The following is a 26,083-nucleotide window of genomic DNA, read 5'->3' on the forward strand; positions in this document are numbered from 1 at the left end:
TTTAGCCGCCCAACACAACCGAATTATCGCGCAATCGCCTCCTTTAGTCCGGGAAAAAATGCACCAGGTTAAACCCTGAGGCCCGTCCCAGCAGTTCAAAGGGAGGCAATGCTTCTTTTAGGGCCGGTTGTTCTGTCAACAAATCTTGGTGAATGAGCCAATATTGCTCGCCAACGGGCGCTTCGAGGGGCTGGGGACGCACAGGGCGATCGCCATAGAAATCTAAGCTGGGCCGACTGTAATCAAAGGTGGTAAAAATAATCGCATCGGCTGGGGTCTCTGCCCGAATGATGGCGGCAATGGGTTTGACCGGAAAAGCTTCGTTAATTTCCCAAACCCAAGCCTGGGAGCAAAACAGCAGAGCCAAACCGCAATACATTCCTCCCACCAAAATATAAAGAGCCTGGGGCCGGGGCCAAAGCCAGGTAGTCACGGCAAACATCCCCCCTAGGGTCAGGGCCATCAAAATTAAGGGAACCTGGGGATCTGTGAAGTAGAGATAAATACCTCCCCCCAAAGCGGCGATCGCCAACAACCCAAATAGCCCCCGCAGAAACATCGCCTTGCATGGTGGTGCATCCCAGAGTTTCGCTAAGTAATGTCCCAGCGCAAGGGCCAAAAACGGGTAAATCGGCATCACATACCAGGGCAATTTTGTCCCCATCGCAGAAATTAAACCCAGATAAAAGATGCTGCCCGTCAAAATTAATCTGCTGCTAGAAGTTTGGCGGATCTGCCAAAGGTATTGATAACTTTGGGGTAGAAAAAATAACCAAGGGGCCGTGTATTTGGCTATTTCTAATAAATAAAACCAGGGGGGCTCTTGGTGACTTTCAACGGTACTGGCGACCCGGTCAAACCCTTGGTTGAAAAAATGCACCTGAATAAAAGTCGCACCATAATGCTGAATTTGCGCCCCATACCAGAGAAGCACCGGGCAAGCGCCGAGACCCAACCCCAGCCAAATATAGGAATTCTTAAAAATAAACCAGCGGCGATCCCAAATCACAAACAACAGGGCGATCGCCCCCAGGGGAAGCATTAATAACCCCTTGACAAAGGCAATGATGCCCAAGCCCAGACCGAAGCCCAGTCCCCAGATGGGGGATTTTTGCGCCTTGAGTAAACACCAGAGACTGAAGATGAGGGCCGTTAAAACCAGACCATCAAGCATCAGCAGACGACCATGGCGTACCACAGGTAAGAGGGTGAGATAGACCAAGACACTCCACAGGGCAGGCGATCGCCCCTGGAATAATTGCCGTCCGAGGCAGTAGAGGAGAGGCACTCCCAGAGCACTTCCTACAGCCCCTGGTAAGCGACTTGTCCATTCATTCACGCCACCGAGGGTATAGCTACTGGCCACGAGCCAATCCATTAAGGGGGGTTTCAGCAGGTAAGGATCGCCGAATTGGGTGGGATGCAACCAGTTGCCAGTACGGAAAATTTCCCGCGCCACCAGTGCCCTGGTGCCTTCATCCCAATCCCGGAGGGGCATATTTCCCAGATTCAGACAAAACAAAAAAAGGGCCGCTAGACTTAAACCTAAGATAATTTGGCGATCGCCAAGGGTTTGGCCCCAATCTTCCCACCGACGCTTGCTGTGGCTCATGAAGAAGTTTTTGTTTTACGGCTGGTGGTTTTTTTTGCTGTTGTTTTTTTCGTCGTCGTTTTCTTTTTTGTCGTCGAACGTTTCTTCGTTGCTTTGCTACCCGCTTTTTCGGCGATTAGTTCGAGGGCCTTTTCGAGGGTAATTGTTTCTACGGTTTCTCCTTCTGGCAAACCTGCATTCACTTTTAGGTGATTCACGTAGATACCATAGGGGCCTTCATAAACATTGACTGGTTCGTTATCAGCGGGATGTTTCCCTAGTTCCTTCAGGGGCGTCTTTGTTTTGCCCCGGCCACGGGAACGCTTTGGTTGCGCTAACAGTTCCATGGCCCGTTCAAAATCGATCGTAAAAAGATTGTCTTCTTTTTTAAGAGATCGATAGTCTTTACCTTCTTTCCCTTGATCGTGGACAACATAGGGGCCAAAGCGACCGAGACCCACTTTAACGGGTTTGTTGGTTTCGGGGTGTTCTCCCAATAGGCGCGGCAACGCTAACAGATCCACAGCCATTTGTAGGGTGAGCTCTTCTGGTTTAACGGTTTTGGGGAGGGAAGCACGCTTGGGCTTTTTCTTCTCTTCGGTGACTTCGCCTAGTTGAACATAGGGGCCATAGCTACCCACAAGTAAATAGATGGGATCGCCTGTTTCAGGATGCGTCCCCAATTGTTCGGGGCCTTCGGTTTTTTGTTTGAGGATGGTTTCAACCTGCTCCGGATCGAGATCAGCGGGGGTTAAGTCCGCTGGTAGGGATGCAGTGATCGTTTCTTCGCCGTTAGCAGCTTCAATGTAGGGGCCAAAGCGACCAATTTTGACCTTCACAGGGAGGTTTTCGATGGCGATCGCCTTCGCGGTGGCCGGATCAATATTTTCCTCGCGCACTTTTACTTGGGTACCCAGGCCATCATCTCCGAGGTAGAAATTTTTTAGATAGGGTAACCATTGGGCTTTGCCGGTGGCAATCTCATCGAGGGTTTGTTCCATTTGGGAGGTGAAATCTGTATCCACCAGATTAGGGAAATGTTCCTCCAGGAGGGCCGTCACCGCAAAGGCCGTAAAGGTGGGAGTTAAGGCTTTATCGCGAATTTGCACATAACCGCGATCCACGATAGTGCCGATGATTGTGGCGTAGGTACTGGGGCGACCAATGCCTTTACTTTCGAGGGCTTTGACCAAACTAGCCTCGGTATAACGGGCCGGGGGTTGGGTATTGTGATCGACTTCTTCTAATTTTTTGCAGGTGGGCTGGTCTCCTTCCTTGAGATCGGGGAGCACCACTTCTTGGTTTTCGAGGGCAGCATCAGGATCATCAGAGCCTTCCACATAGGCCCGGAAAAAACCCGGAAAATCAATGCGTTTACCAGCAGAGCGGAACTCGGCATCATCGACCTTGAGAATGACCGACAATTGCGTGAGACGAGCATCGGCCATCTGGCAAGCGACGGTGCGTTTCCAAATGAGGTCATAGAGGGCTAACTCTCGACCACTGAGGCCGGTTTCCTGGGGCGTGCGAAAGGTGTTGCCCGCAGGCCGGATCGCTTCGTGGGCTTCCTGGGCTCCTTTACTTTTCGTTTTGTATTGGCGCACCTTGGGGCTGAGATATTCTGTGCCGTATTTTTCTGCAACGCAACTACGGGCTGCGGCGATCGCCTGTTCGGAAAGATGCACCGAGTCCGTCCGCATGTAGGTAATGTAGCCCTCTTCGTAGAGCTTCTGGGCAGTGCGCATTGTATCCCGCGCCGAAATACCGAGTTTGCGGTTGGCTTCCTGTTGCAGGGTAGAGGTGGTAAAGGGGGGCGACGGGCGGCGGGTACTGGGTTTTTCTTCAGTTTTGCTGACCGTCCAGGGTTGATCTTGTAAACGCTCCTTGAGGGCGATCGCCTCTGCTTGGGAGAGGACGACAACTTTTTTACCCTTGCTGAGTTTCCCCGTGGCCGCATCAAAGTCACTCCCGGACGCCAATTTCTTGCCACCGAGGGTGATCAGCTTGGCCTCAAATTTTGATTTCTTCTGGAGTAATTCTGCCTTGAGGTCCCAATAATTAGCCGATTGAAAGGCCTGCCGTTCTCGTTCCCGTTGCACCAACAGGCGTACAGACACCGACTGTACCCGTCCCGCCGAGAGACCTTTAGCAATTTTGCGCCAGAGTAAGGGCGAGAGAGTGTAGCCCACCAAACGGTCTAAAATCCGGCGGGTTTCCTGGGCATGGACGAGGTTTTCGTCAATTTCGCGGCAATTGGTTAAAGCTTTTTGGATGGCCTCTTGGGTGATTTCATGGAAGACCATCCGTTTAATCGGCACCTTGGGCTTGAGCACTTCGAGCAAATGCCAGCTAATACTTTCCCCTTCGCGGTCTTCGTCCGTCGCCAGGATTAACTCATCGGCTTCTTTGAGGGCTTGCTTGAGTTCGGTGACAACTTTCTTTTTTTTCTTCGGCACGATGTAGAGGGGCGCGAAGTTATTTTCCACATTGACCCCAAGCTGAGACCAGGGCTGCCCTTTTTGTTCCTTGGGGATTTCCTCGGCAGAGGAGGGTAAATCGCGGATATGGCCCATGGATGCCGTCACATGATATCCCTTCGGTAGATAGTTCCGAATGGTACGGGCTTTGGTCGGGGATTCAACGATGACAAGGGTAGACATGGGCTGTCAAAAAAAGTGAGGGTTTAGGTGTTTAGGCTTCTTATATACCTTACATATCTAATCAATGGCCCATAAGCCCCTGTTTCGTCAAGGATTAAATTTTTCTAAGTCTCCGGGATAGAACTGAGAATTCAGGCGTTTACCCTGTTTTTAAGGTTTTGTTGCACGGCAACGGGTTGAAATCCCCGTCCTTTGGGGCGTACCATGGGTTGATACATCTTGACCACTGCATCCCGCAGTGCAAACTTAAGCCCAGCGGGTCGTGTCGCAAGAAAAAGTATTGGGTCTGGAGAACCCGGACGCCTGCCTGTGGAGGCAATGTAAGACCAAAAGAACGACTGAGATCTAGAGGCCATTGCTGTCGAATCAGGAAGCTCTGCCCGTCTGTGGTGGGGTAGTTCACTGGAAGTTGGTTCACTAAGCCGAAGAGCAAAGATGGATTTTTCAAGCACTGTGGCAAGCCAGTTGTACACTGGGGCAATTCTGCCGGAAAGTATCGTTATTTTGACCCTCATCGTTGTTTTGGTGGGGGATTTAATTGTCGGACGCGCTCGTTCGGGTTGGATTCCCTACGCGGCGATCGCCGGACTGTTGGGGTCAGTATTCGCCTTGTACCTCGGTTGGGATAATCCCCATCCCGTCGCCTTTTTGGGGGCATTTAACAGCGATAACCTCAGTATTTTATTCCGGGGCATCATTGTCCTGTCTACGGCCTTCACGATCATGATGTCGGTGCGCTATGTGGAACGTTCCGGCACCGCCCTCTCTGAATTTATCTGCATCTTGCTCACGGCCACCCTGGGGGGGATGTTCCTCTCTGGGGCGAATGAGTTGGTGATGATTTTTGTCTCCCTCGAAATGCTTAGTATCTCGTCTTATCTACTGACGGGCTACATGAAGCGAGACCCCCGTTCCAATGAGGCCGCCCTCAAGTATTTGTTAATTGGGGCCGCGAGTTCGGCGATTTTCCTCTACGGTGTGTCTTTGCTCTATGGCCTATCGGGTGGCAAGACAATTCTCAGTGAGATTGCCCTTGGATTTACGGATCCCCAGGGGGGCCAGTCCCTGGCGTTGGCGATCGCCCTGGTCTTTGCGATCGCCGGGATCGCCTTCAAGATTTCAGCGGTGCCCTTCCACCAATGGACCCCTGACGTTTACGAAGGTTCGCCTACCCCCGTTGTTGCCTTTCTCTCGGTAGGTTCCAAGGCCGCTGGATTCGCTCTAGCGATTCGTTTGTTGGTAACGGTCTTTAACCCCGTGAGCGAAGAATGGCACTTCATTTTCACAGCTTTGGCAATCCTCAGCATGGTTTTGGGGAACGTGGTGGCTCTGGCGCAAACCAGCATGAAGCGGATGTTGGCCTATTCTTCCATTGCCCAGGCGGGTTTTGTGATGATTGGCCTCGTTGCGGGCACTGATGCGGGCTATTCCAGCGTAATTTTCTATCTGCTGGTGTATTTGTTCATGAACCTGGGTGCGTTTACCTGTGTGATTCTTTTCTCTCTCCGGACGGGCACAGACCAAATCGCGGAGTATGCGGGTTTATACCAAAAAGATCCGTTACTGACCCTCGGCCTCAGTGTTTGCCTACTCTCCCTTGGGGGCATTCCGCCATTAGCTGGGTTCTTCGGGAAAATTTATCTGTTCTGGGCTGGCTGGCAAGCGGGCCTCTATGGCCTAGTGCTGTTGGGTTTGATCACCAGTGTGATTTCGATCTACTACTACATCCGCGTGATTAAGATGATGGTGGTCAAGGAACCCCAGGAAATGTCTGATTCTGTGCGCAATTATCCAGCGGTCACCTGGACGGCTGTGGGGATGAAACCTTTACAAGTGGGTCTGGTGCTGTCGGTGATTATCACGTCTTTGGCGGGAATTCTCTCGAATCCGTTGTTTGTGATTGCGGATCAATCTGTCACCAGTACACCGATGTTGCAGGCGGCAAATCACCCTACAGAACAGGTCGTTGCCCAAGTAGAAAGTGAAATGCTTGGAGTGGCGATCGCCGATCACTAGACAACGGTAAAACAATATTTTCAGTTCAAGATCATCACCCTCTGCCGCAATTGGTAGGGGGTTTTGATTAGCATGGGAGCAGAGTTCGACTGAGCAAACGACATGACCCGTACAGTGTTGATCTGTTGTCACCATACCTGTCCAAAACAAGGTTCGGCATCAATCTTGGCAGCCTTTCAAGCCCAAGCGCCTGCTGATGTTGAAGTGCGACAGGCTGGTTGTTTTGGGGAATGTGGCAATGGCCCTCTGGTGCGCGTGCTGCCCGATGAGGTGTGGTATGCCCATGTACAACAAGCCGATATTCCAGTGATTGTTAAACAGCATTTGCGCCAAAACCGACCCGTCAAACAGAAGCTCTACCGTAAATTTCACCAACCCAATCACGGGGCGATCGCCGCTCTCTTTTTATTTTTTTCCTTTTTCGGCTTTCTGATCGGGCTATGTTGGCTCTTGGCTAGTCACACGGAAGTCTTTTGAAAATCATGAAAATAAGCTGGCCACCAGTGATGTTTGCGCGCCAGAACTCGCTAAGATGAGGGGCGATCGCCTTTTATTCCCGTTAAACCGCTCTAAAAACTATGGATCTAAAATCCCTGATTCGTGACATCCCCGATTTCCCCAAGCCCGGCATTCTCTTCCGCGACATTACCACCCTCCTCAACCACCCCGAAGGGATGCGCTACACCATGGATGCCCTAGTGCAACTCTGCCTTGAAGCCAACCTCAAACCCGATCATGTGGTGGGGATGGAGTCTAGGGGGTTTATCTTTGGGCCGACCCTCGCCTATAACCTCAATGCTGGTTTTGTCCCCGTGCGTAAACCCGGCAAACTCCCCGCCGCCGTCCACACCGTCGAATACGAACTTGAATACGGCACCGACACCCTCGAAATTCACCAGGATGCCGTGGGGTCTGGGGACAAAATTGTCATCGTCGATGACCTGATCGCCACCGGGGGTACCGCCAAAGCCACCGCAGAACTGCTTACAAAAATTGGCTGTGACATCATTGGTTTTGTGTTTATCGTCGAACTCCTAGATCTCAAGGGCCGCGATCGCCTGCCAGACGCCCCCGTGCTTTCCCTCATACAATACTAGGCAGGATTTGGAACACCCGATTTAACCCCCCAATGAGCATTCGTAATCCCCTGACGATCTTTGATCGAGAAACGATTTTTTATATCTTAAAGCGCCTACTCCAGGCGATTTTTACCCTATTTTTGGCTTCGATCCTGAGCTTTGTGATTATCCAATTGGCTCCAGGGGATTACCTTGATGCCCTCCGGCAGAACCCGAAAATGACCGAGGAGACGCTCTTAGATCTCCAAAGTCGTTTCGGCCTCGATCAACCGATTCTGACCCAATATGGCCGCTGGCTATGGCGGGTGGTGCGCTACTTTGATTTTGGCATTAGTTTTGAATCCTTCCGGCCTGTCCATGAGCTGCTCCTAGAACGGATGCCCGCCACCCTACTCCTGGCGCTCACGTCAATTATCGGTACCTGGGCGATCGCCATTCCTTTAGGGATTCTCAGTGCGGTGAAGCAAAATACCGTCCTCGATAAATTTTTGCGGGTGATTAGTTATCTCGGTCAGGGCTTACCCAGCTTTATCACGGCCCTCGCCTTACTGATGGTGGCCCAACAGGTTTCTCCGTTGCTCCCGGTGGGGGGCATGACCAGTATTAATTTCGTGGATCTCCCCTGGTACGGCAAAATTCTCGACATCGGCTGGCACATGATCCTACCCACTATTGCCTTGAGCTTAACGGGCTTTGCGGGGCTGCAACGGCTGACCCGGGGTCAACTCTTGGATGTGTTGCGGCAAGATTATATCCAAACGGCGCGGGCCAAGGGCTTACCAGAAAATCGCGTGATCTATGTCCATGCCCTCCGCAATGCGATCAATCCCCTCATTACCCTGCTGGGCTTTGAATTTGCCAGTCTGTTGAGTGGCTCATTTATTTCTGAATTTTTCTTTAACTGGCCGGGCCTGGGAACTTTGACGTTACAAGCGGTGCAATCCCAGGATTTGTATTTAGTCATGGCGGCCCTGATGATGAGTGCAACCATGCTCATTGTGGGGAATCTCCTGGCAGATTTGATGTTAAAGTTTGCCGATCCCCGCATTAAATTAGACGATTTGAAGTAATTGCATCATGGCCTCCAAAAAGCGCCACAGCAGCAAAGATTTATGACCAAGGTTCCCCCGTTGGGGCTTCTTTTCCTAGAGTAGAGAAAACGACGGGGGACTTATTTTATGGTGCGTTGGCTGAAGCGTCTTTGGCGGAATCTTGTCCGTAAATCGACCCATGTCCGTCAGGAACCACTCAATAAAGTGAGTATTGTAATCCTGATTTTGATCGACATTTTTGTGTTGATCAACGTGTTTCAGGGTCTTGATAGTGTTGGTAACTGGCCCCTTTCGCCCCAGGAACGGTATCCTTGCTACCGGGTTTATCAGACCTATCAAAATAACGATAACCCCGATAAAGACTTCACCTGGGTAATGGAAATGTTGGGGGATTATCCTTCCCAAGACATTCAGCCCGTTGAAACAGAAGGGCGCTTGGGGGAAGTTTCTGGCCAGTGCGATCGCCTTTTGGCCCTCACACCAACGGTAAAAAATCCGGAAACCCTAGCTTTATCCAAAGAGATTCAGAATTTACAAACCCAAATTAATGAAGTCAACCAACGCATTGCCACCTACAAAGAGCAATATGATTCGACGCTTTTAGAAGAAATTGCGGGTCAAGATCCGAATCAATCGATCAACGAAACAACGGCAGCCCAAACGAAGGCGGACATTGAGGCCGCCGAAGCCCAAAAAGCAACCCTGACCGAGACCCTAGATCGTAAAAAAGCCGAGCTTCTTAATCAATCAGAGGTACAGGCTTATTTAACGGCCATTGGCGATCGCCAATTTTTTGCCACTTTGAAACAGGATTTTGAACGGGCTGAATTTTGGCACCCCAATCGGCAATTCTTTTTGCAGACCCTTTTCCTCTTACCGCTGATTTTGATTAGCTATTTTTGGCATCGTCAGGCCGTAGAGCGGCACCGGGGAACCCAGGCGCTTTTAAGTTGGCATTTATTACTTATTTTTCTGATCCCCCTGCTAATTAAAATTCTTCAATTTATCCAGTTTGGGAATCTAGTGCGGGCAATTTTTGATGTCTTGATCGCAATTTTTGGTGGCTTAGTTTTTATTTCTAGCTATCTGCTGATCTTGATTATTCCGCTGTTGGGCTTTGGCTTGATTAAATTTCTCCAGCGGTTTGTTTTTAATCCCAAAGTCCAGGCAAAAAGTCGCATTCAAAAACAGCGCTGCATTCAATGTAGTAGTCGGCTCCGCAAAGACGATCAATTTTGTCCTTTTTGTGGATTTGAACAATGGATTAGTTGCCCAAACTGTGCGGCAAAAACCTATAAATACACAGAATATTGTCGCCAGTGCGGGGTGGATTTATCGGATTCTCTGCCCCAGTAAATCTAAAATTATTCAGGCCGCTCTAGGTTTTCTGGGAGGTCAATAAAGACCCGGTCTTCTGGGGTGACGCCCCGGACAATCTGGGTGCGATCGCCGACGGTCGCGCCGATGATCACAGGCTTAAATTGGGGGGTGTTATTCGCATCAGGAATGAGAACTCCGGTTTCGCCATTTTCTGTGGCGATCGCCACCGTGGGCACTGTCATCACATTAGTTAAATTTTGGCCGACGAAAGTAACGTCAGTATTCATCTTCGAGCGGAGAAATTCCCGACCCGATAACAGGGCAATGCGCACCTCAAAGGAAGTCACATTATTTTCGACAATCGCTTCCGGGGCCACCAACAACACCCGTCCCCGAAACACCTGGGCGGGATCCGCATCAGCAACAATTTCCACATCCTGACCCGGTTCAATTTGCTGAATATCCACCTCCGGCACCCTGGCAACCACTTCCAAACCCCGCGCTAGGGCCAAAATAGACGAAGAGGTAGCCGAGGCCGTACTCGATGCGGCAGTCGTTGGCGTTACAAATGCCCCTTCGGTGGCGAATTTTTGGGTGATCACCCCATCAAAGGGTGCGCGAATAATGCTGTCTTGGAACTGTACCGCCGCAATTTGTCGCTGGGCCTGGGCCTGTTCGAGGGCCGCTGTCAGTTGAGTTAATTGGGGTTCAGCGTTGCGTTCAAGGCGATCTAAGCTCGCTCTGGCTTCGACGGTGGCAGCGGTCAGGGCTTCGAGTTCGGGATTGGCGGTATTTCTGACCTGGGCTAACCGTTGCTGGGCTTCAAAAAAGCGGGCGCTAGCATTGTCAAATTCATTGCGGACATCGTCATAGGTTTCCTGGGCGATCGCCCCACTATCGAGGAGTGTTTCAAAGCGTTCAACCTTGTCCTGGGTGCGCTGGAGATTGGCTTGGGCTGCCGCTAGTTGCGCATTGGCTTGATCAATTTCTTTGGGAATGCGTTGTTCCGCCTGTTGCAGTTGGGCTTGGGTGCGAATGTAGCGGGCGCGGGCTTCTTCGATTTCTCCCTGGATACGGGTTTCTGTGGCCCGGAGTTCGGCAATGCGTTGTTTCGTCAGAGATTCAGCACGAATCCCCTCGGCATACAGTTCACTATTATCCATAATTGCCAGTTCTTGGCCTTCGGTGACAACATCTCCCTGTTCCACCAGCAGTTGGGCGAGGCGACCGGGGGTTTTGGGACTAATGTTAACGCTCTGGATCGGTTCGACAATGCCGTTGGCTTCGATGCGCACCGCTAAATTTTCCACTTCAACGGGAACGGTCAGGGCTGCCAGTTGTTCTTCATTCACCCCTGCCTGGCGATCGCCAAACATTCTCGCCACCGGCAGACCAATGAGTAGCACCCCACCAGCTAAGGCCGCCAAGGACAAAACAACTTTTTTGGGGGTGACAAGGGCACCAATCATAGGAATTTTTGCGGGGGGTTGAGTAAACAGGACTAATCCGTAGTCTACTGTAATCCCTCAAAATTGAAATAGTCCCCCGTGGGGAATCTTTTTACAATGGTTTTACGTCAATTGCGGGGGAAAGTCGCTAGACTTGGTTTTAAGAATCGTTGTTTCGTGAAGAGTTGAACCGTGCCTAAACATCGTTGGTTAGTTGCCCTTGGAGCCTGTGTTAGTGTGTTGTGGATGGGAAATAGTCCTGTGCGATCGCAGGCGGTACTGCCCCTGAGGCGGGATTTTGACCAGGCCCAAATGGAACAACAGGGGCTGATGCTCATCGAAGATGCAATTCAACTTTCTCGCTTCCAACAATATGAATGGGCGATTCCCCGGGCCAAACTCGCGACCCAACTGGTGCCAGAACGTTTTGAAGCTTGGTACATTTTGGGCACTCTCCTCGTGCAAGAGCGGGAACTTGATGCCGGGATTCAGGCCCTCACCACAGCAAAACGACTCAATCCCCGTGAAAGTGGTGTCCATAGTATTTTGGGGTCGGCCTATTTCCAACAGGGAGATTATGAAGGGGCACTCCGGTCGCTGAAAACGGCTACCCAGCTTGGGGACAATTCCATCGAAACCCTCTTCGATCTCGGTAATACCCAGTACAAACTCAAGCAATATGATGCGGCGATCGCCACCTACAACCAAGCCGTTACCCTTGATGCCACCTTTTGGCCGGGGATTAATAATATTGGCTTAATCCAGTACGAACAAGGCAAGGTTGATGCTGCCATTGACAGTTGGCAAAAGGCGATCGCCCTCGACCCCACCGCCGCAGAGCCCCAACTCGCCGTTGCCGTGGCTACCTACACCAAAGGCGATCGCGCGAAGGGCTTAGAACTGACCCGTACCGCCCTAGATCTCGATGGTCGTTACGGCGAAATTGATTTCCTCGTGGAAAACCTCTGGGGCGAAAAGTTGATCCAGGCCACCCAAGCTGTATTTGATACGCCAACCGTCCAGGCTTTCTTCACAGAACTCGACCGCCGGGCATTTCAACCGGAGATGGAACCCTAGGGACAAGGGTGCGATACCATAAGCATCACTGCTTCTCTGTTGATGGGAAAACATTGCCGTGGCCCAGGTTGTACTCAACGATATTCACAAATCTTTCGCGGATCGCTCCACCGGAAAAATGACCGCCGTCTTGCGGGGAATTAACCTCCAGATCCAGGCGGGGGAATTTATGGTGCTGGTGGGAGCTTCTGGGTGCGGCAAAAGCACATTACTGCGCCTCATTGCGGGCCTCGAAACGGTAACAACGGGACAAATTGCCATTGGCGATCGCCCGGTGAATGATCTTCCGTCTAAACAGCGAGACATTGCCATGGTGTTCCAAAATTACGCCCTGTATCCCCACCTCAATGTCTATGACAACATTGCCTTTGGGTTGCGGCGGATGCCCACGGCAGAAACGAAAAGCCATTGGCTGCAAAATACTTGGCGGGGCGTCACCAGACCACTCCCAAAATCCCTGCGTTACCAACCGACTGCCGAATTACAGATCCGCCAAAAAGTGCAGCAGGTCGCCCAACTGCTACAGATTGACCATCTCCTCACACGACTCCCGAAACAATTGTCCGGCGGCCAAAAACAACGGGTTGCTTTAGGGCGGGCGATCGCCCGCAATCCCCAGGTTTTTCTGATGGACGAACCCCTTTCTAATTTGGATGCGGCCCTGCGCAGTGAAACCCGCGCCCAGATCGTTCAACTCCAGCGTCAACTGGGGATTACAACGATTTACGTGACCCATGATCAAACCGAAGCAATGACCATGGGTGATCGCATTGCGGTGATGCACCAAGGGGAAATTCTCCAGGTGGCCCCGCCCCTTGAAGTTTATAATCGCCCGGTGAATCGCTTCGTGGCGGAATTTATTGGCTCGCCACCGATGAACTTTCTGTCAGTGCAGTTGACCGTCGCTGGTATTATTGAACATCCCCAATTCCGCTTTCCCATCCCAGAGGGTTGGCGGCCATTACTCCAGCCCTACCAGGGGCGATCGCTCCTCCTAGGCATCCGGCCCGAACACCTCAGCCTCAGTACCGCCGCCCCCGAAAATCTTGAAGTGGCGATCAATCTTGTCGAAGCCCTCGGCAATGAAACTTTCCTTTCGGCTCATCCCGTTGACTTGCCGCTACAAAATCTCAAGGTGCGCATTCCCCCCAAGGCTAAGGTTGCCCCCCAGGAAAAAGTCTGGTTGGCCTTTGATTTAGAGCAACTCCACTTTTTTGATCCAGAGACGGAATTTAGCCTCGGTCAACCCCACCCCAAGGGTGAAGCGGAACAACTGATCCGCTAAACTTTGGGATGTTGAGTCGTGTGGCGATCGCCCCAGCACCCTATGAATGAATTGCTGACCAAAATTCAACACACCACGCGCCACGCCAAACAGGTAGGGGCGCTGCATTCTTTGACCACGGCCCAGGAAGTGATTGTTGACCATGGGATTCCCTTTGTGGTGCGCATTTTAGAGCAACTCGACCGCAAGGAAAATTATCAAGCGAAACAAGAAAAAGCGAAGGTGAATCCTTTTTTGCCCTACGAACAGGATTTATTTGTTTGTGATCTGACGCCCCACCATGTCTGTCTGCTGAACAAATTTAACATCGTCGATCACCATATTTTGATCATCACCCGGGAGTTTCAGCCCCAGGAAACCTGGTTAATGGAAGCCGATTTTACTGCCCTGGCCCATTGTCTCCAACGCCTTGATGGCTTGGCCTTTTATAATGCCGGGGCGATCGCCGGGGCGAGTCAACCCCACAAACATTTGCAATTGATCCCTTTCCAGAGCAATGGGGAAACCTTTTCAGTGCCCATCGACCAAGTGCTGTCTCACCTCAATGATCAGATGCAGCCCCAGCAGATTCCTTTATTTCCTTTCCTGCACGGGATTATCCCCCTACCCCAGGATTACGACGGCAAAATTTTGTTCGATTGTTACCTCGCCCTGCTGCGTTTTCTCCGCTTTATTGACGGGCCGCTCAACCCTGGTTGGCAAACCCAAGCCTATAATCTCCTCGTTACCCGCCGTTGGATGTTGCTGGTGCAACGGGCCCAGGATCAGTATGAAAAAATTCCAGTGAATTCCCTGGGGTTTGCGGGGGCTCTTTTGGTGCGTAACCAGATGCAGTTGAGTTTGCTCAAAAAATTAACCCCCCTGCAACTATTAGCCTCAGTGGCGGCACAGGGGGATTTATCCCAAAGGGCGATCGCCCCCTTTGAATAAGCAAAAAAACTGACTACGTGGGCTGTACCAAATCATCCAGGGAAGCCGTGGGCTGGTTGTACATTGCCTGGAGCACAAGGGCCGGATCGACATAGTTCCCAGAATATTTCAAGCCCCAGTGGAGGTGGGGGCCAGTGGTGCGTCCGGTCATGCCAACGCGACCAATGCGGGTGCCAGCGCTCACTTCCTGACCAAGCCAAAGCTGAATGCCACCGTTGCGATCCATGAGGAAAGTCCCTTGACCAGAGGAAGAAACATAGCCACTGAGGTGACAGTAAATATGTTCCCAATCACCGGATTTAATCTGGATCATTGTGCCGCAGGCGGTGTTATCCGAAAGGCCCACAACTTTACCACTCCACCAGTTACGGATGTAGCTGCCGAGGGGGGCGGCAATGTCTAAGCCTTGGTGAAATTGGCGTTGGCCACTGGTGGGCGACGTGCGATAGCCAAACCCAGATGTGTAACTTTGAAAATTTTCGACGGGAAAGGAAGCCTGTCGCCAACTGTTGTTGATACTAACGCGGGTTTGGGCCTGGGTGATCGCCAGGGGTGTTGATTGTGGCTGGGGCAGGAGATTAAACCCCAACACAAGGGCCAAGGTCACAGCCCCCAGCAGGATTGGTTTAATCCAGCGGCGAGCACGACGGAGATAAAACTGTAGGTTAAGCATTTACATCAAAGCCTAAAATCCATGGTAAGGGGATGTCCCAGACAAAAAAGATCATGTTGACAAACCATTGTAAGTCTAGTCTTTAGTCTGCGCACTTTTGTTTCACAGATTTTTGACCTGCACCACTGCTGGCATGACATTTTAAGACTGTTTTTCCGACTGGGAACCCACCAAATTCGGTTCTACCGTCGGGAAAAGGGCCGATTCTGTTCCCGAAATCGCCGCGTGGTGTTCGTAAAGTTCCACTGAGGGCGTGGTGTGTTCTTCAAGATCAGCCTGGGGATCCCCTGCCGGGAGCCATTTCAAGAAGACGAGGGGCAATAGGGTCGTCAAATTCGTGATCGTGACCAAAAGCCAAAGTCGGTCAAAATTGGTTTCTGTCACTCCGAGCCACTGGGTGAGAAGAGCCCCCAACTCATGGGAGAGTAAACCCGCCAGGTTCCAACTCGACATCAACAGGGCAAACATGGTCGCCTCAACGCCGGGCGGACAAAGGCGCGCTGACAACACCAGAATGGGCATCAGGGCAATTTCGCCGGTAACGGTCAAAATCAAGTTGTCCCCCAAGCTAAACCAGCGATCATCAATGCCCAAAGCACGGTTGGCGTGGGTCACAAGAATAAGGGTGGTAAAACCAAGCACGGCGGAAATGACGGTACTCCACCCCAACATTTTCCGGAACGAAACTTGCTTGAGATATTTTTGGTAGATAGCAATCCCCGCCAGGGCCGCAAAGCTAGTAACTAGGCGCACCCGCCCTAAAAATTCCGGGTTAAAGTCTAGCTCGTTGGTGACAAAAAAGAAAAAGGCAGAATCGGCACTGGGGGTGGCCTGCCAGAGGAAAACAAAGGCCGTGGGCAACAGAATTTTTTTCTGTCGTACTGCTCCCCAGAGGGTTTTCATCTGGTTGCCAATGTTATCGGTGGTGGCTTTTAGGGATATGGCTTCACGGGGTTGCTCAATAATTAACAAGGCGATCGCTGATACCAACAGCGGAAAAATGGCCGTAATCCCAAACACAACCCGGGTACTAAATTGTTCCAGTAACCAACCGCTCAAATAGGCCGTTGTTAAACTCCCCACCGCCGCCACTGCCCAGGTCAAGGATTGGAGTGACCCGACTTTATCCAAAGATTCAGCCCGGGCGCGTTCGACCACCACCGAATCGACAATCACATCACTAATCGCCACGGAAATCGAACTCAAGACAATCATCGTTGCTGCCAACCAGGGTGCTTGGACAATGGTGGCCATTGCTGCCCAAGCGCCACAACCGAGTAAGCCCGCCAAAATTAGGTAAGAGCGTCGTCGATACCCAAAGATCGGAAAGCCATCCGACAAAAAGCCGAAAAGGGGCTTGACGACCCAGGGAAATGCCGCGAGTCCCGTAAGGGCTGCCACTTCTGCCGGGGTTAGGCCGAGGTCATCTTTGAGGAAAAAGCTCACCGCAAGCCGGGAGAGATTGAGAATCCCCTGGACGAAATACACCGTCAACAGAGCAAACAACTCTGGGGTGACAGAGTGGCCGAAGAGGGTTGGTTTTTTGAGATTGTCGAGAAAGGTCATCAAGGGAACGCTTATGATGAAGTTTTGTAAAGTCTTTTCTCAGTATAGACAACCTTTTCTGAAATCTGTTTAGCGTAAACCACACCCTAAGCGATCAAATTCGGCTTGGGTTTCCGTCGATAAGGGATGTGTAGTCAGGGTTTTGAGCAGAGCAAAAGGAACGGTAATGTGGTCTGCCCCAGCAATTATGGCATGGGTGACTTCGGCGGCGGATTTAAGGCTGGCGGCCAGGATTGTGGTTTCACTTCCTTGTAACAGAGCTTTCATGGCGCGGAGAAGGCTACCACCATCCCCCTGGAGGTTTGTGGCGCGGTTCACGTAGGCGATCGCATATTTGGCGCCGCCTTCTGCGGCAACTAAAGCCTGGGTCGGCTGATAGATGGCGGTGACAGAGCAGCTTATTTCTGGAGAGAGTTTGGGCAAAGCCTGAAAACCACTGAAGGTGGCGGGAATTTTAAGCACGAGCTGATCGCCAATGATTTCCCGTGCCCGGTGGGCCTCGCGGAGCATCCCCTCACGGTCTTCACTGACTAACTGGTAATAGAGTTCTCCAGGCGTGATGGCCGCCAAGGTTTTTAGGGTCACTTCCGGGGGCGCGTCGCTTTTGGCCAGGAGAGTGGGATTGGTGGTAATGCCCTTGACCCAACCCCAGGCCATGGCTTCGGTGGCTTCGGTGGCGATCGCCGAATCTAAATAAATCATGGTTCCCTTTTGGCGCAGTGGTTTGGTATGCCTTGAGCCTAGCCAATACTGGCGAGGGTATCAATGTTTGCCGTGGCCATGTCTTTGCAGGTGCGTTTAATTAAACCCGTTAACACTTTACTGGGGCCAATTTCTACAGCCTCTGCAACTTCTAGGGCGCTCAGTTGCTGCATGATTTCGAGCCAACGGACAGAACCGATCATTTGGGCCTTGAGGCGCTCCTTGAGGGCGGCTGCTTGGGTTTCCGGTTGGGGATCGACATTAGACAGTACGGGTACCTGGGCATCGGCAAAGGTAACGGCATCGAGAATCGCTTCAAATTGGGCGGCGGCTTCGGCCATAAACGGGGAATGGAACGCACCAGAAACATTCAGGGCGATCGCCCGCTTGGTTTTAACGCCATTCATAATCGCATCAACGGCTTCTGGGGTACCGGAAATGACAACTTGTTGTTCGCTGTTGTCGTTGGCGAGGGTTACTCCCTCGGTTGCCGCAATTTTTTCCATTAATTCAGTACGGTCAAACTTTATCAGGGCCGCCATTTTCCCCCCAGACGCTTGATCCATCAGTTGGGCGCGCTTTTGCACTAATTGCAAACCAGCGGCAAAATCATAGACCCCAGCCGCATAGAGGGCGGAATATTCACCGAGGCTGTGGCCCGCCATAAAGTCTACCTGGGGCGCTTTCTCCCGGTAGCGATCGCAGAGAATTGCCTCTAGCACATAGAGACAGGGTTGGGTGTAAAGGGTGCGGGAGAGGGTCGCTTCATCCCCCTGGCATTTTTCGAGAATTGACCAACCGAGGATTGCCTCTGCTTCAGCAAATCTTGCTTTGGCGACGGGATGTTCGGCGAGATCGACACCCATGCCCACCGTTTGAGATCCTTGGCCCGGAAAGACCCACGCAATTTTACCCATTACACACGCTCGTTGTTTTTGCTACAAAAATTTTCCAGACTTGATTATAGGGGATGGCGATCGCCCCTCATTTTTTCCCAGGCTTACAAAGCTCCGGCTGCCGTCTGATCAATCACCCCAAAGCCGAGGTGCGACGTAATATTCAGCGCCTGGAGTACCGGTTCACTGTCTGCCCCCTGGAGGTAGTCAATCACCGTCACTGCACAGTTCCCCTGTTTCACCGCCCAAATATCCTGGGGCTGTAGTCCCATCAAGCGACAGAGAATCACCTTGTTAATGGCATCATGGGCAACAACTAAACCCACTTGATTCGGGGTTTGGCTGTACTGCGCCACAATCTCATCCCAAGCTTCGTTGGCCCGGTCCCACACCTGTTGGAGATTTTCCCCCTCTGGCATCTGGACGGTTTCTGGCTTGGTTTTCCACTGGGCCAGCATGCCGGGAAAGCCCGCTTCAATGTCAGCTTCTAGTTTGCCTTCCCAGAGACCATGGCCAATTTCTTCTAATTTAGGGTGGGTACCCAACACCACCCCAGGGTGGGCTTGCAGAATGATTTCAGCGGTTTCTTTGGGCCGACTCATGGGGCTGGTCATGCCGAAATGCAGGGTCACATCCTTAAGAAATTCACGGGCTTTAGCGGCTTGGGCTTGGCCATTCTCATTTAACGGAATATCCATGGTGCCTTGGAAACGCCCTTCTTTATTCCAGTTGGTTTCCCCGTGGCGCACCAGCAGCAAACGGAGACCTTTGTGGCCCGGACGGTAGCTAGGGAGGGATAGGCCGAGGTGGGCCGTTTGGTTAATCGATTCAAATTGAACAATGTCTCCCAACTGGCCGACAAAATTCAGCACATTGATGCAGCAGTTGGATTGTTGAATGCTCTGATATTTACTGGGGGGGATGCCCGCCGCACTCATCAGTAAACAGCGGTTGATGCCATTGTGGGCGACGATTAGAATATTCTCCCCTTGGTGTTTGGCAAGGATTTCCTGCCAAAATTGTCGGGCTTGGTCATAGAGGTCTTTGACGGGGGAATGTTCGCTCCCATCGGCGTGGGTCATCACAAATTCGGCGGGATTGTCGTGCCAGAGGCGATAGGCTTCTGGATATTGTTCTTTGACGTCACTTTTGAGGAGTTTTTCCCACTGGGGCAAATTAATTTCTAGCAGACCCTCACTGGTGATGGGGGCGGGGGCTTTGTCGAGGTGCTGGTGGATAATTTCAGCGGTTTGCTTTGCCCGTTGGAGAGGGCTGCAATAGATCGCAGCAAAGTCGATGCCCTGGAGGGTTTGGCCTACGGTGGCGGCGTCGGCACAGCCTTTGTCGGTGAGTACTGATTCATCACAACGGCCCTGGATCATTTTGAGGGCGTTATAGCTACTTTGTCCGTGACGCACGATTATGACGCGGGTTGCCACCTTGGTTTCCTCCATTATTTGGGTGTGGTGTTGCGAGGGGGGGATTTTTGCCTACACCATAGTATCTGGTTCGGGGTCAGGGGAAAAGGTGAAGTTCGGGCTATGATTTTGGGGCATGAATACGGGGAAATTTTTCGCAATGGAACGGGCTGTGGATGTGGCGATCGCCCTCGGAAGTAACTTGGGTAACTCCTTAGAAATTTTAGAAAATGCCATTCAACATTTGAGCGAACATCCGGCGATCGCCCTAACAGCTCGGTCTGCTTGGTACCGCACGGCCCCGGTTGGCCCCCCGCAACCGGACTACATCAATGGTTGCGTCACTGGTCAGGTTCATAATCTCAGTCCCGAAGCTCTCCTCGAAATCCTGTTGAAAGTAGAGCAACTGTTTGGACGGGAACGGCGGGAACGTTGGGGGGCGCGGACGTTGGATTTGGATTTGCTTTTGTATGGCCAGGACATAATTTATCTGCCCCATTTGCAGGTGCCCCACCCCCGGATGCAGGAACGGGCCTTTGTGTTGGTGCCCCTAGCAGAGATTGCGCCCCATTGGTGTGAACCCCGCACCCAACAAACGATCCAAGCCCTCAAGGAACAGCTTCCCCTCACTGGAATTCAGAGATTAGACAGCGAAACTACCTAAAACCATTATTGATTGTAAACATCTCCCCCTAGGAAAAGCAGCGGCAACGGTAATTCTGACTATGATGGAAGATATTGGACGAACGGCAATATTTGGTGGAGTGTTCCCATGGTGCGTATTTTTTCTGGGCTGTTGGGTGGTATGGGTCTAGCCTTGGTTTTGGGAGGAACATTGACGCCGGCGATCGCCCAAGCGCGCCCCTGTGGTTCGACTCCTTGCCTCTTCGCCCAAGGTGCTGGCATGACCGCCGATTCAGTGGATGAATTGGTATTCCAGGGCAATGAATATTACGACCAAGGGCAATATGAACTGGCCCTCGCGGCCTACGATGCCGCCTTGATTTTGAATGCGAACGATGCAGAGCTTTGGATCTGGCGGGGCGTTACCCTAGGGGCCTTGGGGCAGCACGAAGAGGAATTGGCCAGCTATGATCAGGCGATCGCCCTTGACCCCGATCAAAACCTGGTGTGGTACAACCGGGGCGTTGTGTTAGGAGCTTTAGAGCGCTACGAAGAAGAACTGACCAGCTATGACCGCGCCCTGGAACTGGATCCGGGGGATGTGGATGCTTGGTATAACCGGGGCATTGCCCTGGGCTTTCTGGAACGCTATGAAGAAGAATTAGCCAGCTACGATCAAGTACTAGCATTAGATCCCGCAGATGTGGATGCTTGGTTTAATAAAGGCTATGTTCTGGCCGATCTAGGTCGCCATGAAGAAGCGATCGCCACCTATGCTGCCCTCCTAGAACTCGATCCCGACGACGCCGAAGCCTGGAATAATCACGGTATTTCCCTCGAAGCACTGGGGCGCTATGCCGAGGCGATCGCCAGCTATGACCAAGCCCTCGCCATTGACCCAGACTACGAAGACGCTTTGATTAACCGAGAAATTGCCCAAGCTGCCCTAGAGCAACTTTAAACTTCAACTAAATCAATCTTTATCAAAAAAATACCCAGCTTCGGTGATGGGTATTGCTTCAGCTTATAAATTTGGCTCAACTTTTTTCTATTGATGGCTCTATTGGTGACAAGTACAGCCCTCATGGCCACAGCCTTCACTCCCTGCGGGATGGCCATCGGCACAGGCTTGGCTGCAATAGCTCTTACCTTCCTTTTGGATAGCGCTATTGAGATCCACGATGCAAAGACAAGATTCACAGGCACACTTCATTTGGGTCACAGTTACCATGGTTTAAACCTCCAAGGTATTGTCTTAAATAGTTGAACGATTGTTCACATTTTTAGATTAACGCATGAACAACTATTCAGGTATTGTTTAGATCAACGAACCGTGACAGACCACAGTGGCAAAATCTTGAACCAAGCCAAGGCCCAACGGATGGCCGAATTTTTTGGTGTCTTGGGGGATGCCAACCGCTGGCGTATTCTTTCGGCCCTGGCCACTGGAGAGATGCGGGTGGGGGAACTCGCCGCTGCCGTTGAAATGAGTGAATCGGCTGTCTCCCACCAACTAAGAACCCTGCGCACAGCACGTTTAGTGAGCTATCGCAAGGAAGGGCGGAATGTGATTTATCGCCTCAAGGATCACCACATTCTTAATCTTTATCGTGACGCTTCGGAGCACCTAGACGAACCAGAGGATGGACACACCCACTAATCAACGCGGCTGCCGGTTGCTTGGCGGATATAGGCTTGATCTGCCTCGTAGAGTTTGCCCATGGCTGGGTTTTGGGGCGGTAAACCCAGAATGGCAAGATCTGCTTCGACCATGATCCCGACGAGGGTCGGAAAATCAATACTCGGCTCCCAGTTCAGTTGTTTTTTAGCCTTTGTGGGATCGCCAATGAGTAAGTCCACCTCGGCAGGGCGGAGATAACGGCGGTCAAAGGCCACATAATCTTCCCAGTTCAGATTGACGTAGGCGAAGGCTGTTTCTAAAAATTGGCGGACTGAATAGGTTTCCCCCGTGGCAATGACATAGTCGTCGGGTTTGTCCTGCTGCAACATCAGCCACATCGCCCGCACATAGTCTTTTGCGTAACCCCAGTCCCGCTTGGAATCGAGGTTGCCGAGGTACAGTTTGTCCTGCTGTCCGGCGATAATTCTGGCGATCGCCCTGGTGATTTTCCGAGTCACGAAGGTTTCCCCCCGGCGCGGCCCTTCATGGTTAAACAAAATGCCATTGCAAGCGAATAGATCATAGGATTCGCGGTAGTTTACCGTTTGCCAGTAGCCATAGACCTTGGCACAGGCATAGGGACTGCGGGGATAAAAGGGAGTTGTTTCCTTCTGGGGCACCTCTTGCACGAGGCCAAACATTTCCGAGGAGCCCGCCTGGTAGAAACGCACCTCATTGCCCGTCCGCTCCTGGTAGTCCCGAATGGCTTCTAAAATGCGCAGCGTGCCCATCGCCACGGTGTCTACGGTATATTCCGGTGAATCAAAGCTCACCCGCACATGGGATTGGGCGCCCAGATTGTAAACTTCGTGGGGTTGGATTTTTTCAATTAATTTGCCCAGGGATGTGCCATCGGTGAGATCCCCGTAATGAAGAAAGAACCGAGCGTCGGGGGTATGGGGATCGACATAGAGATGGTCAATGCGGTCGGTATTAAAGGTAGAAGCGCGACGGATAATGCCATGAACTTCGTAACCCTTTTCGAGGAGTAGCTCCGCCAAATAAGAGCCATCTTGTCCGGTGATCCCTGTTACCAGTGCTTTTCGATTACCCATGGAGCTCGTGTTTACTCAACATATCAACTAAGCAATTTTAGAACAGTATTCACCGATATGGACTTTAAGACGCCATTTACATGGTGCCCTTAAAAAGACCCTGGGGCCGCACCAACAGCAAGACCACCATAATGAACAGCGCAACCCCCAGCTTGTAGTCTGGGCCGAGCCAGGCCACACTGAGTTCTTGGGCAACGCCAATCACAAAAGCACCGGCGATCGCCCCGTAGGGATTACCAATGCCCCCCAGGATCACCGAGGCAAACATCGGCAAAATTAAAAACCAGCCCATATTCGGCCGCACCGTGGTGATCAGCCCATACATACTGCCGGCGATCGCCGTTAAAGTTCCTGTAATAATCCAAGTCCAGAGCACCACCCGTTCCACGTCAATGCCAGACACCCGTGCCAGGTCAATATTGTCAGCTACCGCCCGCATCGCTTTGCCAACCTTGCTATTTTGCAGGATAAAGTGCAGCCCTAAAATTACTAAAACTGTCAGCACCATCACCACGACCCGATAGTAGGCAATGCGCAAATCTGGCACCGTTTCCGGGAGTCCCACAAGTTCGGTCAAGTTAATGGCCCGCACCACCGGAAGATCATATTGTTGATTGCCACTGCCCCAAATAAACAGCACTGCACTACGGATAAACAGTGCCAAACCAATGGAGATAATGATCAAGGTTGTCGGTGTCGCCCGCTTATCCCGCATCGGCTGCCAGAGTAATTTTTCTGCCACGAGCATCCCACCAATGGTGCCAAAGGCCCCTACCACCATCGACAGCCAAATATTTAACCCCAGGGAATTACTCAGCCAGGTAATGTAGGCTCCCAGGGTCATATAATCCCCGTGGGCAAAATTGGATAAGCGCAGAATCCCGTAGGTTAGGGTCAGTCCCACGGCAGCAAGGGCCAGGATACTCCCGACCGACAGACCATTGAGAACGAGTTGCAGGGTGTCCATGGCGAAGGTGAAGGTAAGGGCTAAGGAAATAAAAAATGAATTAATCTTACCAAGCCTACCTTGGCAGGGGAAAACTGGGAACGCAGAGGGGAATGCTACAATTTGAAGCCATAAAATCTTCCCTATTTAAACCCATAAAATTCCCCCTCCGGTGCTATGCAAGAGTTTTTTGAGAACGTCCTCCGCTATCCCCGTTACATGATTAGTTTGATCCTGGGGATTTTTATTAGTGTATTTGAATGGCTGAAGCCACTATTTTTTAAAAATAAAGCAACGGCCACCGCCACGATTGGGCTTTTGGTGGGTCTCTTCGCGTTTCTTTACTTCACCCTGCGGGCAATGCTTGGTTTAAGTGTTGTTTAGCTTTTTTGTAAGCTGGACAGAAAATTTTAAGATCAGACGTAGGGTGGTCAAAAACGATCCTATGAGTTCGATCTGGGCAAAAAACGGTGCATAATCCTTCTTTCCAGACCTTTGCGGCATTACAACAGCAACTGCGCCAGCGTTGGCAAGATTCTGCTGATTTTGAGGCGGACGATCAAGATATTTTAGTGGTGCCTTCTTTTAGTGTGGATCAGCGGGTCGGCCAGAAGGTGCCTGGATTTTTGCACTATGAAGAGCGGTTACTGTTCTCACTGATTCGCCTGCGCAATCCCCACACGCGCTTGATTTACGTTACCGCCCAACCCCTCGCTCCTTTGATCATTGACTACTATCTCCAGCTCCTATCGGGGATTCCGTTTTCCCACGCCCGCGATCGCCTGCTGTTGGTGACCACCTATGACAATTCCTACAAACCTTTAACCCAAAAGATTTTGGAGCGGCCCCGGCTGGTGGAAAGAATTCGCCGCGCCCTGCGCCCCAACCAGTCCTATATGGTGTGTTACAACTCAACGCCCCTAGAACAGGAACTGTCAGAAAAACTGCAAATTCCCCTCTTTGCCGCCAGCCCCAGCCTGAACTATTGGGGCTCGAAAAGTGGCAGTCGCGAAATTTTTCAAACGGCGGGCGTTCCGTTTCCCGATGGCAGTGCTTTGGTGAAAACGGTGCCGGAATTGATCCAGGTTACGGCGCAACTGTGGGAGCGACACCCCCACCTCAAACGAATCGTGATCAAACTAAACGAGGGGTTTTCGGGGGAAGGGAATGCGGTGTTAAAGTTACCTGCTCTGTCGCCAGGAGCCAGTTTTACGGAACGTTGTGAACAAATTGCGGCGGCTTTGCCCAAGCTCAGTTTCCAGGCCAACGGCGAAACCTGGGATAATTTTGCCTCGCGCATTCCCGAATTAGGGGCGATCGCCGAAGCCTTTATCGAAGGAAATCCAAAGCGATCGCCCAGTGTCCAAGGGTTAATTACGCCCAGTGGCGAAGTCCAAATCCTCTCGACCCACGACCAAATTCTGGGGGGACAGGATGGCCAAATTTACTTGGGATGCCATTTTCCAGCCGCCAGCGAATATCGCCTACAGTTACAGGAACTGGGCCTAAAAGTTGGCAAGATTCTCGCTAAAAAGGGAGCGATGGAACGCTATGGCGTCGATTTTATTGCCACCGAAAACCCCGACCACAGTTGGGATCTCCAGGCCATTGAAATTAATCTCCGCAAAGGGGGCACGACCCATCCGTTGATGACATTGCAACTGTTAACCAACGGCTTCTATGACTGCGCTACAGGGTCATTTTTTACCCCCCAACACCAGAAAAAATACTACATCGCCTCTGACAATCTCCAGAAACCCCAATACCAAGGCCTCCTGCCCAGTGATTTGATGGATATCATCGCCGCCCATGGCCTCCATTTCGACAGCAGCACGAAAACAGGGAGCGTGTTCCACCTGATGGGCACCCTTTCAGAATTTGGCAAATTAGGGCTGACCAGCATTGGTAATTCTCCCGAAGAAGCCGCCCAAATTTATCAACAGGTCGAGCAAGCTTTAGATTTAGAAACGACCAGTCAGCGCCCTGCAACGGTGACGCTTCCCTTAACATGGTAAGTCTTTTCTAAGGAACCTCAATCCGTATTCTTGGGCAAGATGCCACAGC

General features: G+C 51.6%; 24 protein-coding genes. 13 read left to right on the plus strand and 11 right to left on the minus strand.

Annotated features, from left to right (window positions below):
* Nucleotides 1–43: 43 nt before the first annotated feature.
* Nucleotides 44–1,612, minus strand: a complete 1,569-nt coding sequence (locus AWQ24_RS12980) for a glycosyltransferase family 39 protein (protein ID WP_065717053.1) — start codon at nucleotides 1,610–1,612, stop codon at nucleotides 44–46.
* Nucleotides 1,609–4,251, minus strand: a complete 2,643-nt coding sequence (gene topA / locus AWQ24_RS12985) for a type I DNA topoisomerase (RefSeq protein WP_065717054.1) — start codon at nucleotides 4,249–4,251, stop codon at nucleotides 1,609–1,611. The genes AWQ24_RS12980 and topA overlap by 4 nt, the downstream gene beginning before the upstream one ends.
* A 435-nt stretch (nucleotides 4,252–4,686) precedes the next feature.
* Between topA and AWQ24_RS12990 the strand changes: the two genes are divergently transcribed.
* The 5 genes from AWQ24_RS12990 to AWQ24_RS13010 all read left to right on the plus strand — a co-directional run bounded on the left by AWQ24_RS12990 (nucleotide 4,687) and on the right by AWQ24_RS13010 (nucleotide 9,754).
* The gene (locus AWQ24_RS12990; RefSeq protein ID WP_065717055.1) at nucleotides 4,687–6,267 is read left to right on the plus strand and encodes an NAD(P)H-quinone oxidoreductase subunit N; all 1,581 of its coding nucleotides are present in this window, start codon (nucleotides 4,687–4,689) and stop codon (nucleotides 6,265–6,267) included.
* A gap of 102 nt (nucleotides 6,268–6,369) precedes the next feature.
* A complete protein-coding gene (locus tag AWQ24_RS12995; RefSeq protein ID WP_065717056.1) occupies nucleotides 6,370–6,744 on the plus strand; it encodes a ferredoxin in 375 nt (124 codons plus the stop codon).
* Nucleotides 6,745–6,845: 101 nt separating this feature from the next.
* Nucleotides 6,846–7,364, plus strand: a complete 519-nt coding sequence (locus AWQ24_RS13000; RefSeq protein ID WP_030007782.1) for an adenine phosphoribosyltransferase — start codon at nucleotides 6,846–6,848, stop codon at nucleotides 7,362–7,364.
* A gap of 32 nt (nucleotides 7,365–7,396) precedes the next feature.
* Nucleotides 7,397–8,416 carry an ABC transporter permease gene (locus tag AWQ24_RS13005; protein WP_030007783.1) on the plus strand — a complete coding sequence of 340 codons (1,020 nt, stop codon included), beginning with the start codon at nucleotides 7,397–7,399 and terminating at the stop codon, nucleotides 8,414–8,416.
* Between the two features lie 108 nt (nucleotides 8,417–8,524).
* Nucleotides 8,525–9,754, plus strand: coding sequence for a zinc ribbon domain-containing protein (locus AWQ24_RS13010; protein WP_065717057.1), 1,230 nt, complete (start codon nucleotides 8,525–8,527; stop codon nucleotides 9,752–9,754).
* Between the two features lie 8 nt (nucleotides 9,755–9,762).
* Here the strand turns inward: AWQ24_RS13010 and AWQ24_RS13015 are convergent, their stop codons facing one another.
* Entirely contained in the window at nucleotides 9,763–11,187 is a 1,425-nt protein-coding gene (locus tag AWQ24_RS13015; protein ID WP_012308147.1) for an efflux RND transporter periplasmic adaptor subunit, read from the minus strand.
* Nucleotides 11,188–11,358: 171 nt separating this feature from the next.
* Here AWQ24_RS13015 and AWQ24_RS13020 point away from each other — a divergent pair, with 171 nt between their 5' ends.
* From AWQ24_RS13020 to AWQ24_RS13030, 3 genes are read left to right on the plus strand one after another with little or no spacing between them, the layout of a single operon-like run.
* Nucleotides 11,359–12,243, plus strand: a complete 885-nt coding sequence (locus tag AWQ24_RS13020; RefSeq protein ID WP_065717058.1) for a tetratricopeptide repeat protein — start codon at nucleotides 11,359–11,361, stop codon at nucleotides 12,241–12,243.
* A 58-nt stretch (nucleotides 12,244–12,301) separates the two neighbouring features.
* On the plus strand, nucleotides 12,302–13,528 hold the full coding sequence (locus tag AWQ24_RS13025; RefSeq protein WP_062435981.1) for an ABC transporter ATP-binding protein: 1,227 nt from the start codon (nucleotides 12,302–12,304) through the stop codon (nucleotides 13,526–13,528).
* 42 nt (nucleotides 13,529–13,570) lie between these two features.
* Nucleotides 13,571–14,458, plus strand: coding sequence for a DUF4922 domain-containing protein (locus tag AWQ24_RS13030; RefSeq protein WP_065717059.1), 888 nt, complete (start codon nucleotides 13,571–13,573; stop codon nucleotides 14,456–14,458).
* Nucleotides 14,459–14,471: 13 nt separating this feature from the next.
* Here AWQ24_RS13030 and AWQ24_RS13035 read toward each other — a convergent pair whose 3' ends face one another.
* The 5 genes from AWQ24_RS13035 to AWQ24_RS13055 form a co-directional block, all read right to left on the minus strand.
* Nucleotides 14,472–15,131 carry a M23 family metallopeptidase gene (locus AWQ24_RS13035; protein WP_065717060.1) on the minus strand — a complete coding sequence of 220 codons (660 nt, stop codon included), beginning with the start codon at nucleotides 15,129–15,131 and terminating at the stop codon, nucleotides 14,472–14,474.
* A gap of 141 nt (nucleotides 15,132–15,272) precedes the next feature.
* Nucleotides 15,273–16,697, minus strand: a complete 1,425-nt coding sequence (locus tag AWQ24_RS13040; RefSeq protein WP_065717061.1) for a folate/biopterin family MFS transporter — start codon at nucleotides 16,695–16,697, stop codon at nucleotides 15,273–15,275.
* A gap of 69 nt (nucleotides 16,698–16,766) precedes the next feature.
* On the minus strand, nucleotides 16,767–17,399 hold the full coding sequence (locus AWQ24_RS13045; protein ID WP_065717062.1) for a transaldolase family protein: 633 nt from the start codon (nucleotides 17,397–17,399) through the stop codon (nucleotides 16,767–16,769).
* Nucleotides 17,400–17,437: 38 nt separating this feature from the next.
* Complete coding sequence (fabD, locus tag AWQ24_RS13050; protein ID WP_065717063.1) at nucleotides 17,438–18,316, minus strand: ACP S-malonyltransferase; 879 nt, start codon at nucleotides 18,314–18,316, stop codon at nucleotides 17,438–17,440.
* Nucleotides 18,317–18,399: 83 nt separating this feature from the next.
* The gene (locus AWQ24_RS13055; protein WP_065717385.1) at nucleotides 18,400–19,734 is read right to left on the minus strand and encodes a histidine phosphatase family protein; all 1,335 of its coding nucleotides are present in this window, start codon (nucleotides 19,732–19,734) and stop codon (nucleotides 18,400–18,402) included.
* Between the two features lie 139 nt (nucleotides 19,735–19,873).
* Between AWQ24_RS13055 and folK the strand changes: the two genes are divergently transcribed.
* Together folK and AWQ24_RS13065 are read left to right on the plus strand one after the other, a co-directional pair.
* Nucleotides 19,874–20,377 (plus strand): 2-amino-4-hydroxy-6-hydroxymethyldihydropteridine diphosphokinase, encoded by a 504-nt coding sequence (gene folK, locus AWQ24_RS13060; protein WP_065717386.1) that lies wholly within the window; start codon nucleotides 19,874–19,876, stop codon nucleotides 20,375–20,377.
* 108 nt (nucleotides 20,378–20,485) lie between these two features.
* The gene (locus AWQ24_RS13065) at nucleotides 20,486–21,298 is read left to right on the plus strand and encodes a tetratricopeptide repeat protein (protein ID WP_065717064.1); all 813 of its coding nucleotides are present in this window, start codon (nucleotides 20,486–20,488) and stop codon (nucleotides 21,296–21,298) included.
* Between the two features lie 99 nt (nucleotides 21,299–21,397).
* Here AWQ24_RS13065 and AWQ24_RS15950 read toward each other — a convergent pair whose 3' ends face one another.
* Entirely contained in the window at nucleotides 21,398–21,568 is a 171-nt protein-coding gene (locus AWQ24_RS15950) for a metallothionein (protein ID WP_071932325.1), read from the minus strand.
* Between the two features lie 102 nt (nucleotides 21,569–21,670).
* Here AWQ24_RS15950 and AWQ24_RS13075 point away from each other — a divergent pair, with 102 nt between their 5' ends.
* Complete coding sequence (locus AWQ24_RS13075; RefSeq protein ID WP_012308159.1) at nucleotides 21,671–21,997, plus strand: helix-turn-helix transcriptional regulator; 327 nt, start codon at nucleotides 21,671–21,673, stop codon at nucleotides 21,995–21,997.
* On the opposite strand, the gene gmd is transcribed toward AWQ24_RS13075, so the two are convergent.
* Nucleotides 21,994–23,073, minus strand: coding sequence for a GDP-mannose 4,6-dehydratase (gene gmd, locus AWQ24_RS13080; protein WP_030007797.1), 1,080 nt, complete (start codon nucleotides 23,071–23,073; stop codon nucleotides 21,994–21,996). The two genes, AWQ24_RS13075 and gmd, sit on opposite strands and share 4 nt — an antisense overlap.
* A 76-nt stretch (nucleotides 23,074–23,149) precedes the next feature.
* The gene (locus tag AWQ24_RS13085) at nucleotides 23,150–24,040 is read right to left on the minus strand and encodes a branched-chain amino acid ABC transporter permease (protein ID WP_065717066.1); all 891 of its coding nucleotides are present in this window, start codon (nucleotides 24,038–24,040) and stop codon (nucleotides 23,150–23,152) included.
* Nucleotides 24,041–24,196: 156 nt separating this feature from the next.
* On the opposite strand from AWQ24_RS13085, the gene AWQ24_RS13090 reads away from it, so the two are divergent.
* Together AWQ24_RS13090 and AWQ24_RS13095 are read left to right on the plus strand one after the other, a co-directional pair.
* Nucleotides 24,197–24,403 carry a DUF751 family protein gene (locus tag AWQ24_RS13090; RefSeq protein WP_012308162.1) on the plus strand — a complete coding sequence of 69 codons (207 nt, stop codon included), beginning with the start codon at nucleotides 24,197–24,199 and terminating at the stop codon, nucleotides 24,401–24,403.
* A gap of 86 nt (nucleotides 24,404–24,489) precedes the next feature.
* Nucleotides 24,490–26,034, plus strand: coding sequence for a peptide ligase PGM1-related protein (locus tag AWQ24_RS13095; RefSeq protein ID WP_065717067.1), 1,545 nt, complete (start codon nucleotides 24,490–24,492; stop codon nucleotides 26,032–26,034).
* The last annotated feature ends 49 nt before the right edge of the window (nucleotides 26,035–26,083 follow it).

Source organism: Picosynechococcus sp. PCC 8807 (genome assembly GCF_001693295.1).
Taxonomy (GTDB): domain Bacteria; phylum Cyanobacteriota; class Cyanobacteriia; order Cyanobacteriales; family MRBY01; genus MRBY01.

Coding starts and splice junctions, on each gene's coding strand:
- AWQ24_RS13045 (WP_065717062.1), bottom strand. CDS start 17,399: ATGATTTATTTAGATTCGGCGATCGCCACCGAAGCCACCGAAGCCATG.
- AWQ24_RS13010 (WP_065717057.1), top strand. CDS start 8,525: ATGGTGCGTTGGCTGAAGCGTCTTTGGCGGAATCTTGTCCGTAAATCG.
- topA (WP_065717054.1), bottom strand. CDS start 4,251: ATGTCTACCCTTGTCATCGTTGAATCCCCGACCAAAGCCCGTACCATT.
- AWQ24_RS13030 (WP_065717059.1), top strand. CDS start 13,571: ATGAATGAATTGCTGACCAAAATTCAACACACCACGCGCCACGCCAAA.
- AWQ24_RS13015 (WP_012308147.1), bottom strand. CDS start 11,187: ATGATTGGTGCCCTTGTCACCCCCAAAAAAGTTGTTTTGTCCTTGGCG.
- AWQ24_RS13040 (WP_065717061.1), bottom strand. CDS start 16,697: ATGACCTTTCTCGACAATCTCAAAAAACCAACCCTCTTCGGCCACTCT.
- AWQ24_RS15950 (WP_071932325.1), bottom strand. CDS start 21,568: ATGGTAACTGTGACCCAAATGAAGTGTGCCTGTGAATCTTGTCTTTGC.
- AWQ24_RS13085 (WP_065717066.1), bottom strand. CDS start 24,040: ATGGACACCCTGCAACTCGTTCTCAATGGTCTGTCGGTCGGGAGTATC.
- fabD (WP_065717063.1), bottom strand. CDS start 18,316: ATGGGTAAAATTGCGTGGGTCTTTCCGGGCCAAGGATCTCAAACGGTG.
- AWQ24_RS13005 (WP_030007783.1), top strand. CDS start 7,397: ATGAGCATTCGTAATCCCCTGACGATCTTTGATCGAGAAACGATTTTT.
- AWQ24_RS13090 (WP_012308162.1), top strand. CDS start 24,197: ATGCAAGAGTTTTTTGAGAACGTCCTCCGCTATCCCCGTTACATGATT.
- folK (WP_065717386.1), top strand. CDS start 19,874: ATGGAACGGGCTGTGGATGTGGCGATCGCCCTCGGAAGTAACTTGGGT.
- AWQ24_RS13035 (WP_065717060.1), bottom strand. CDS start 15,131: ATGCTTAACCTACAGTTTTATCTCCGTCGTGCTCGCCGCTGGATTAAA.
- AWQ24_RS13000 (WP_030007782.1), top strand. CDS start 6,846: ATGGATCTAAAATCCCTGATTCGTGACATCCCCGATTTCCCCAAGCCC.
- AWQ24_RS12990 (WP_065717055.1), top strand. CDS start 4,687: ATGGATTTTTCAAGCACTGTGGCAAGCCAGTTGTACACTGGGGCAATT.
- AWQ24_RS12995 (WP_065717056.1), top strand. CDS start 6,370: ATGACCCGTACAGTGTTGATCTGTTGTCACCATACCTGTCCAAAACAA.
- gmd (WP_030007797.1), bottom strand. CDS start 23,073: ATGGGTAATCGAAAAGCACTGGTAACAGGGATCACCGGACAAGATGGC.
- AWQ24_RS13065 (WP_065717064.1), top strand. CDS start 20,486: ATGGTGCGTATTTTTTCTGGGCTGTTGGGTGGTATGGGTCTAGCCTTG.
- AWQ24_RS12980 (WP_065717053.1), bottom strand. CDS start 1,612: ATGAGCCACAGCAAGCGTCGGTGGGAAGATTGGGGCCAAACCCTTGGC.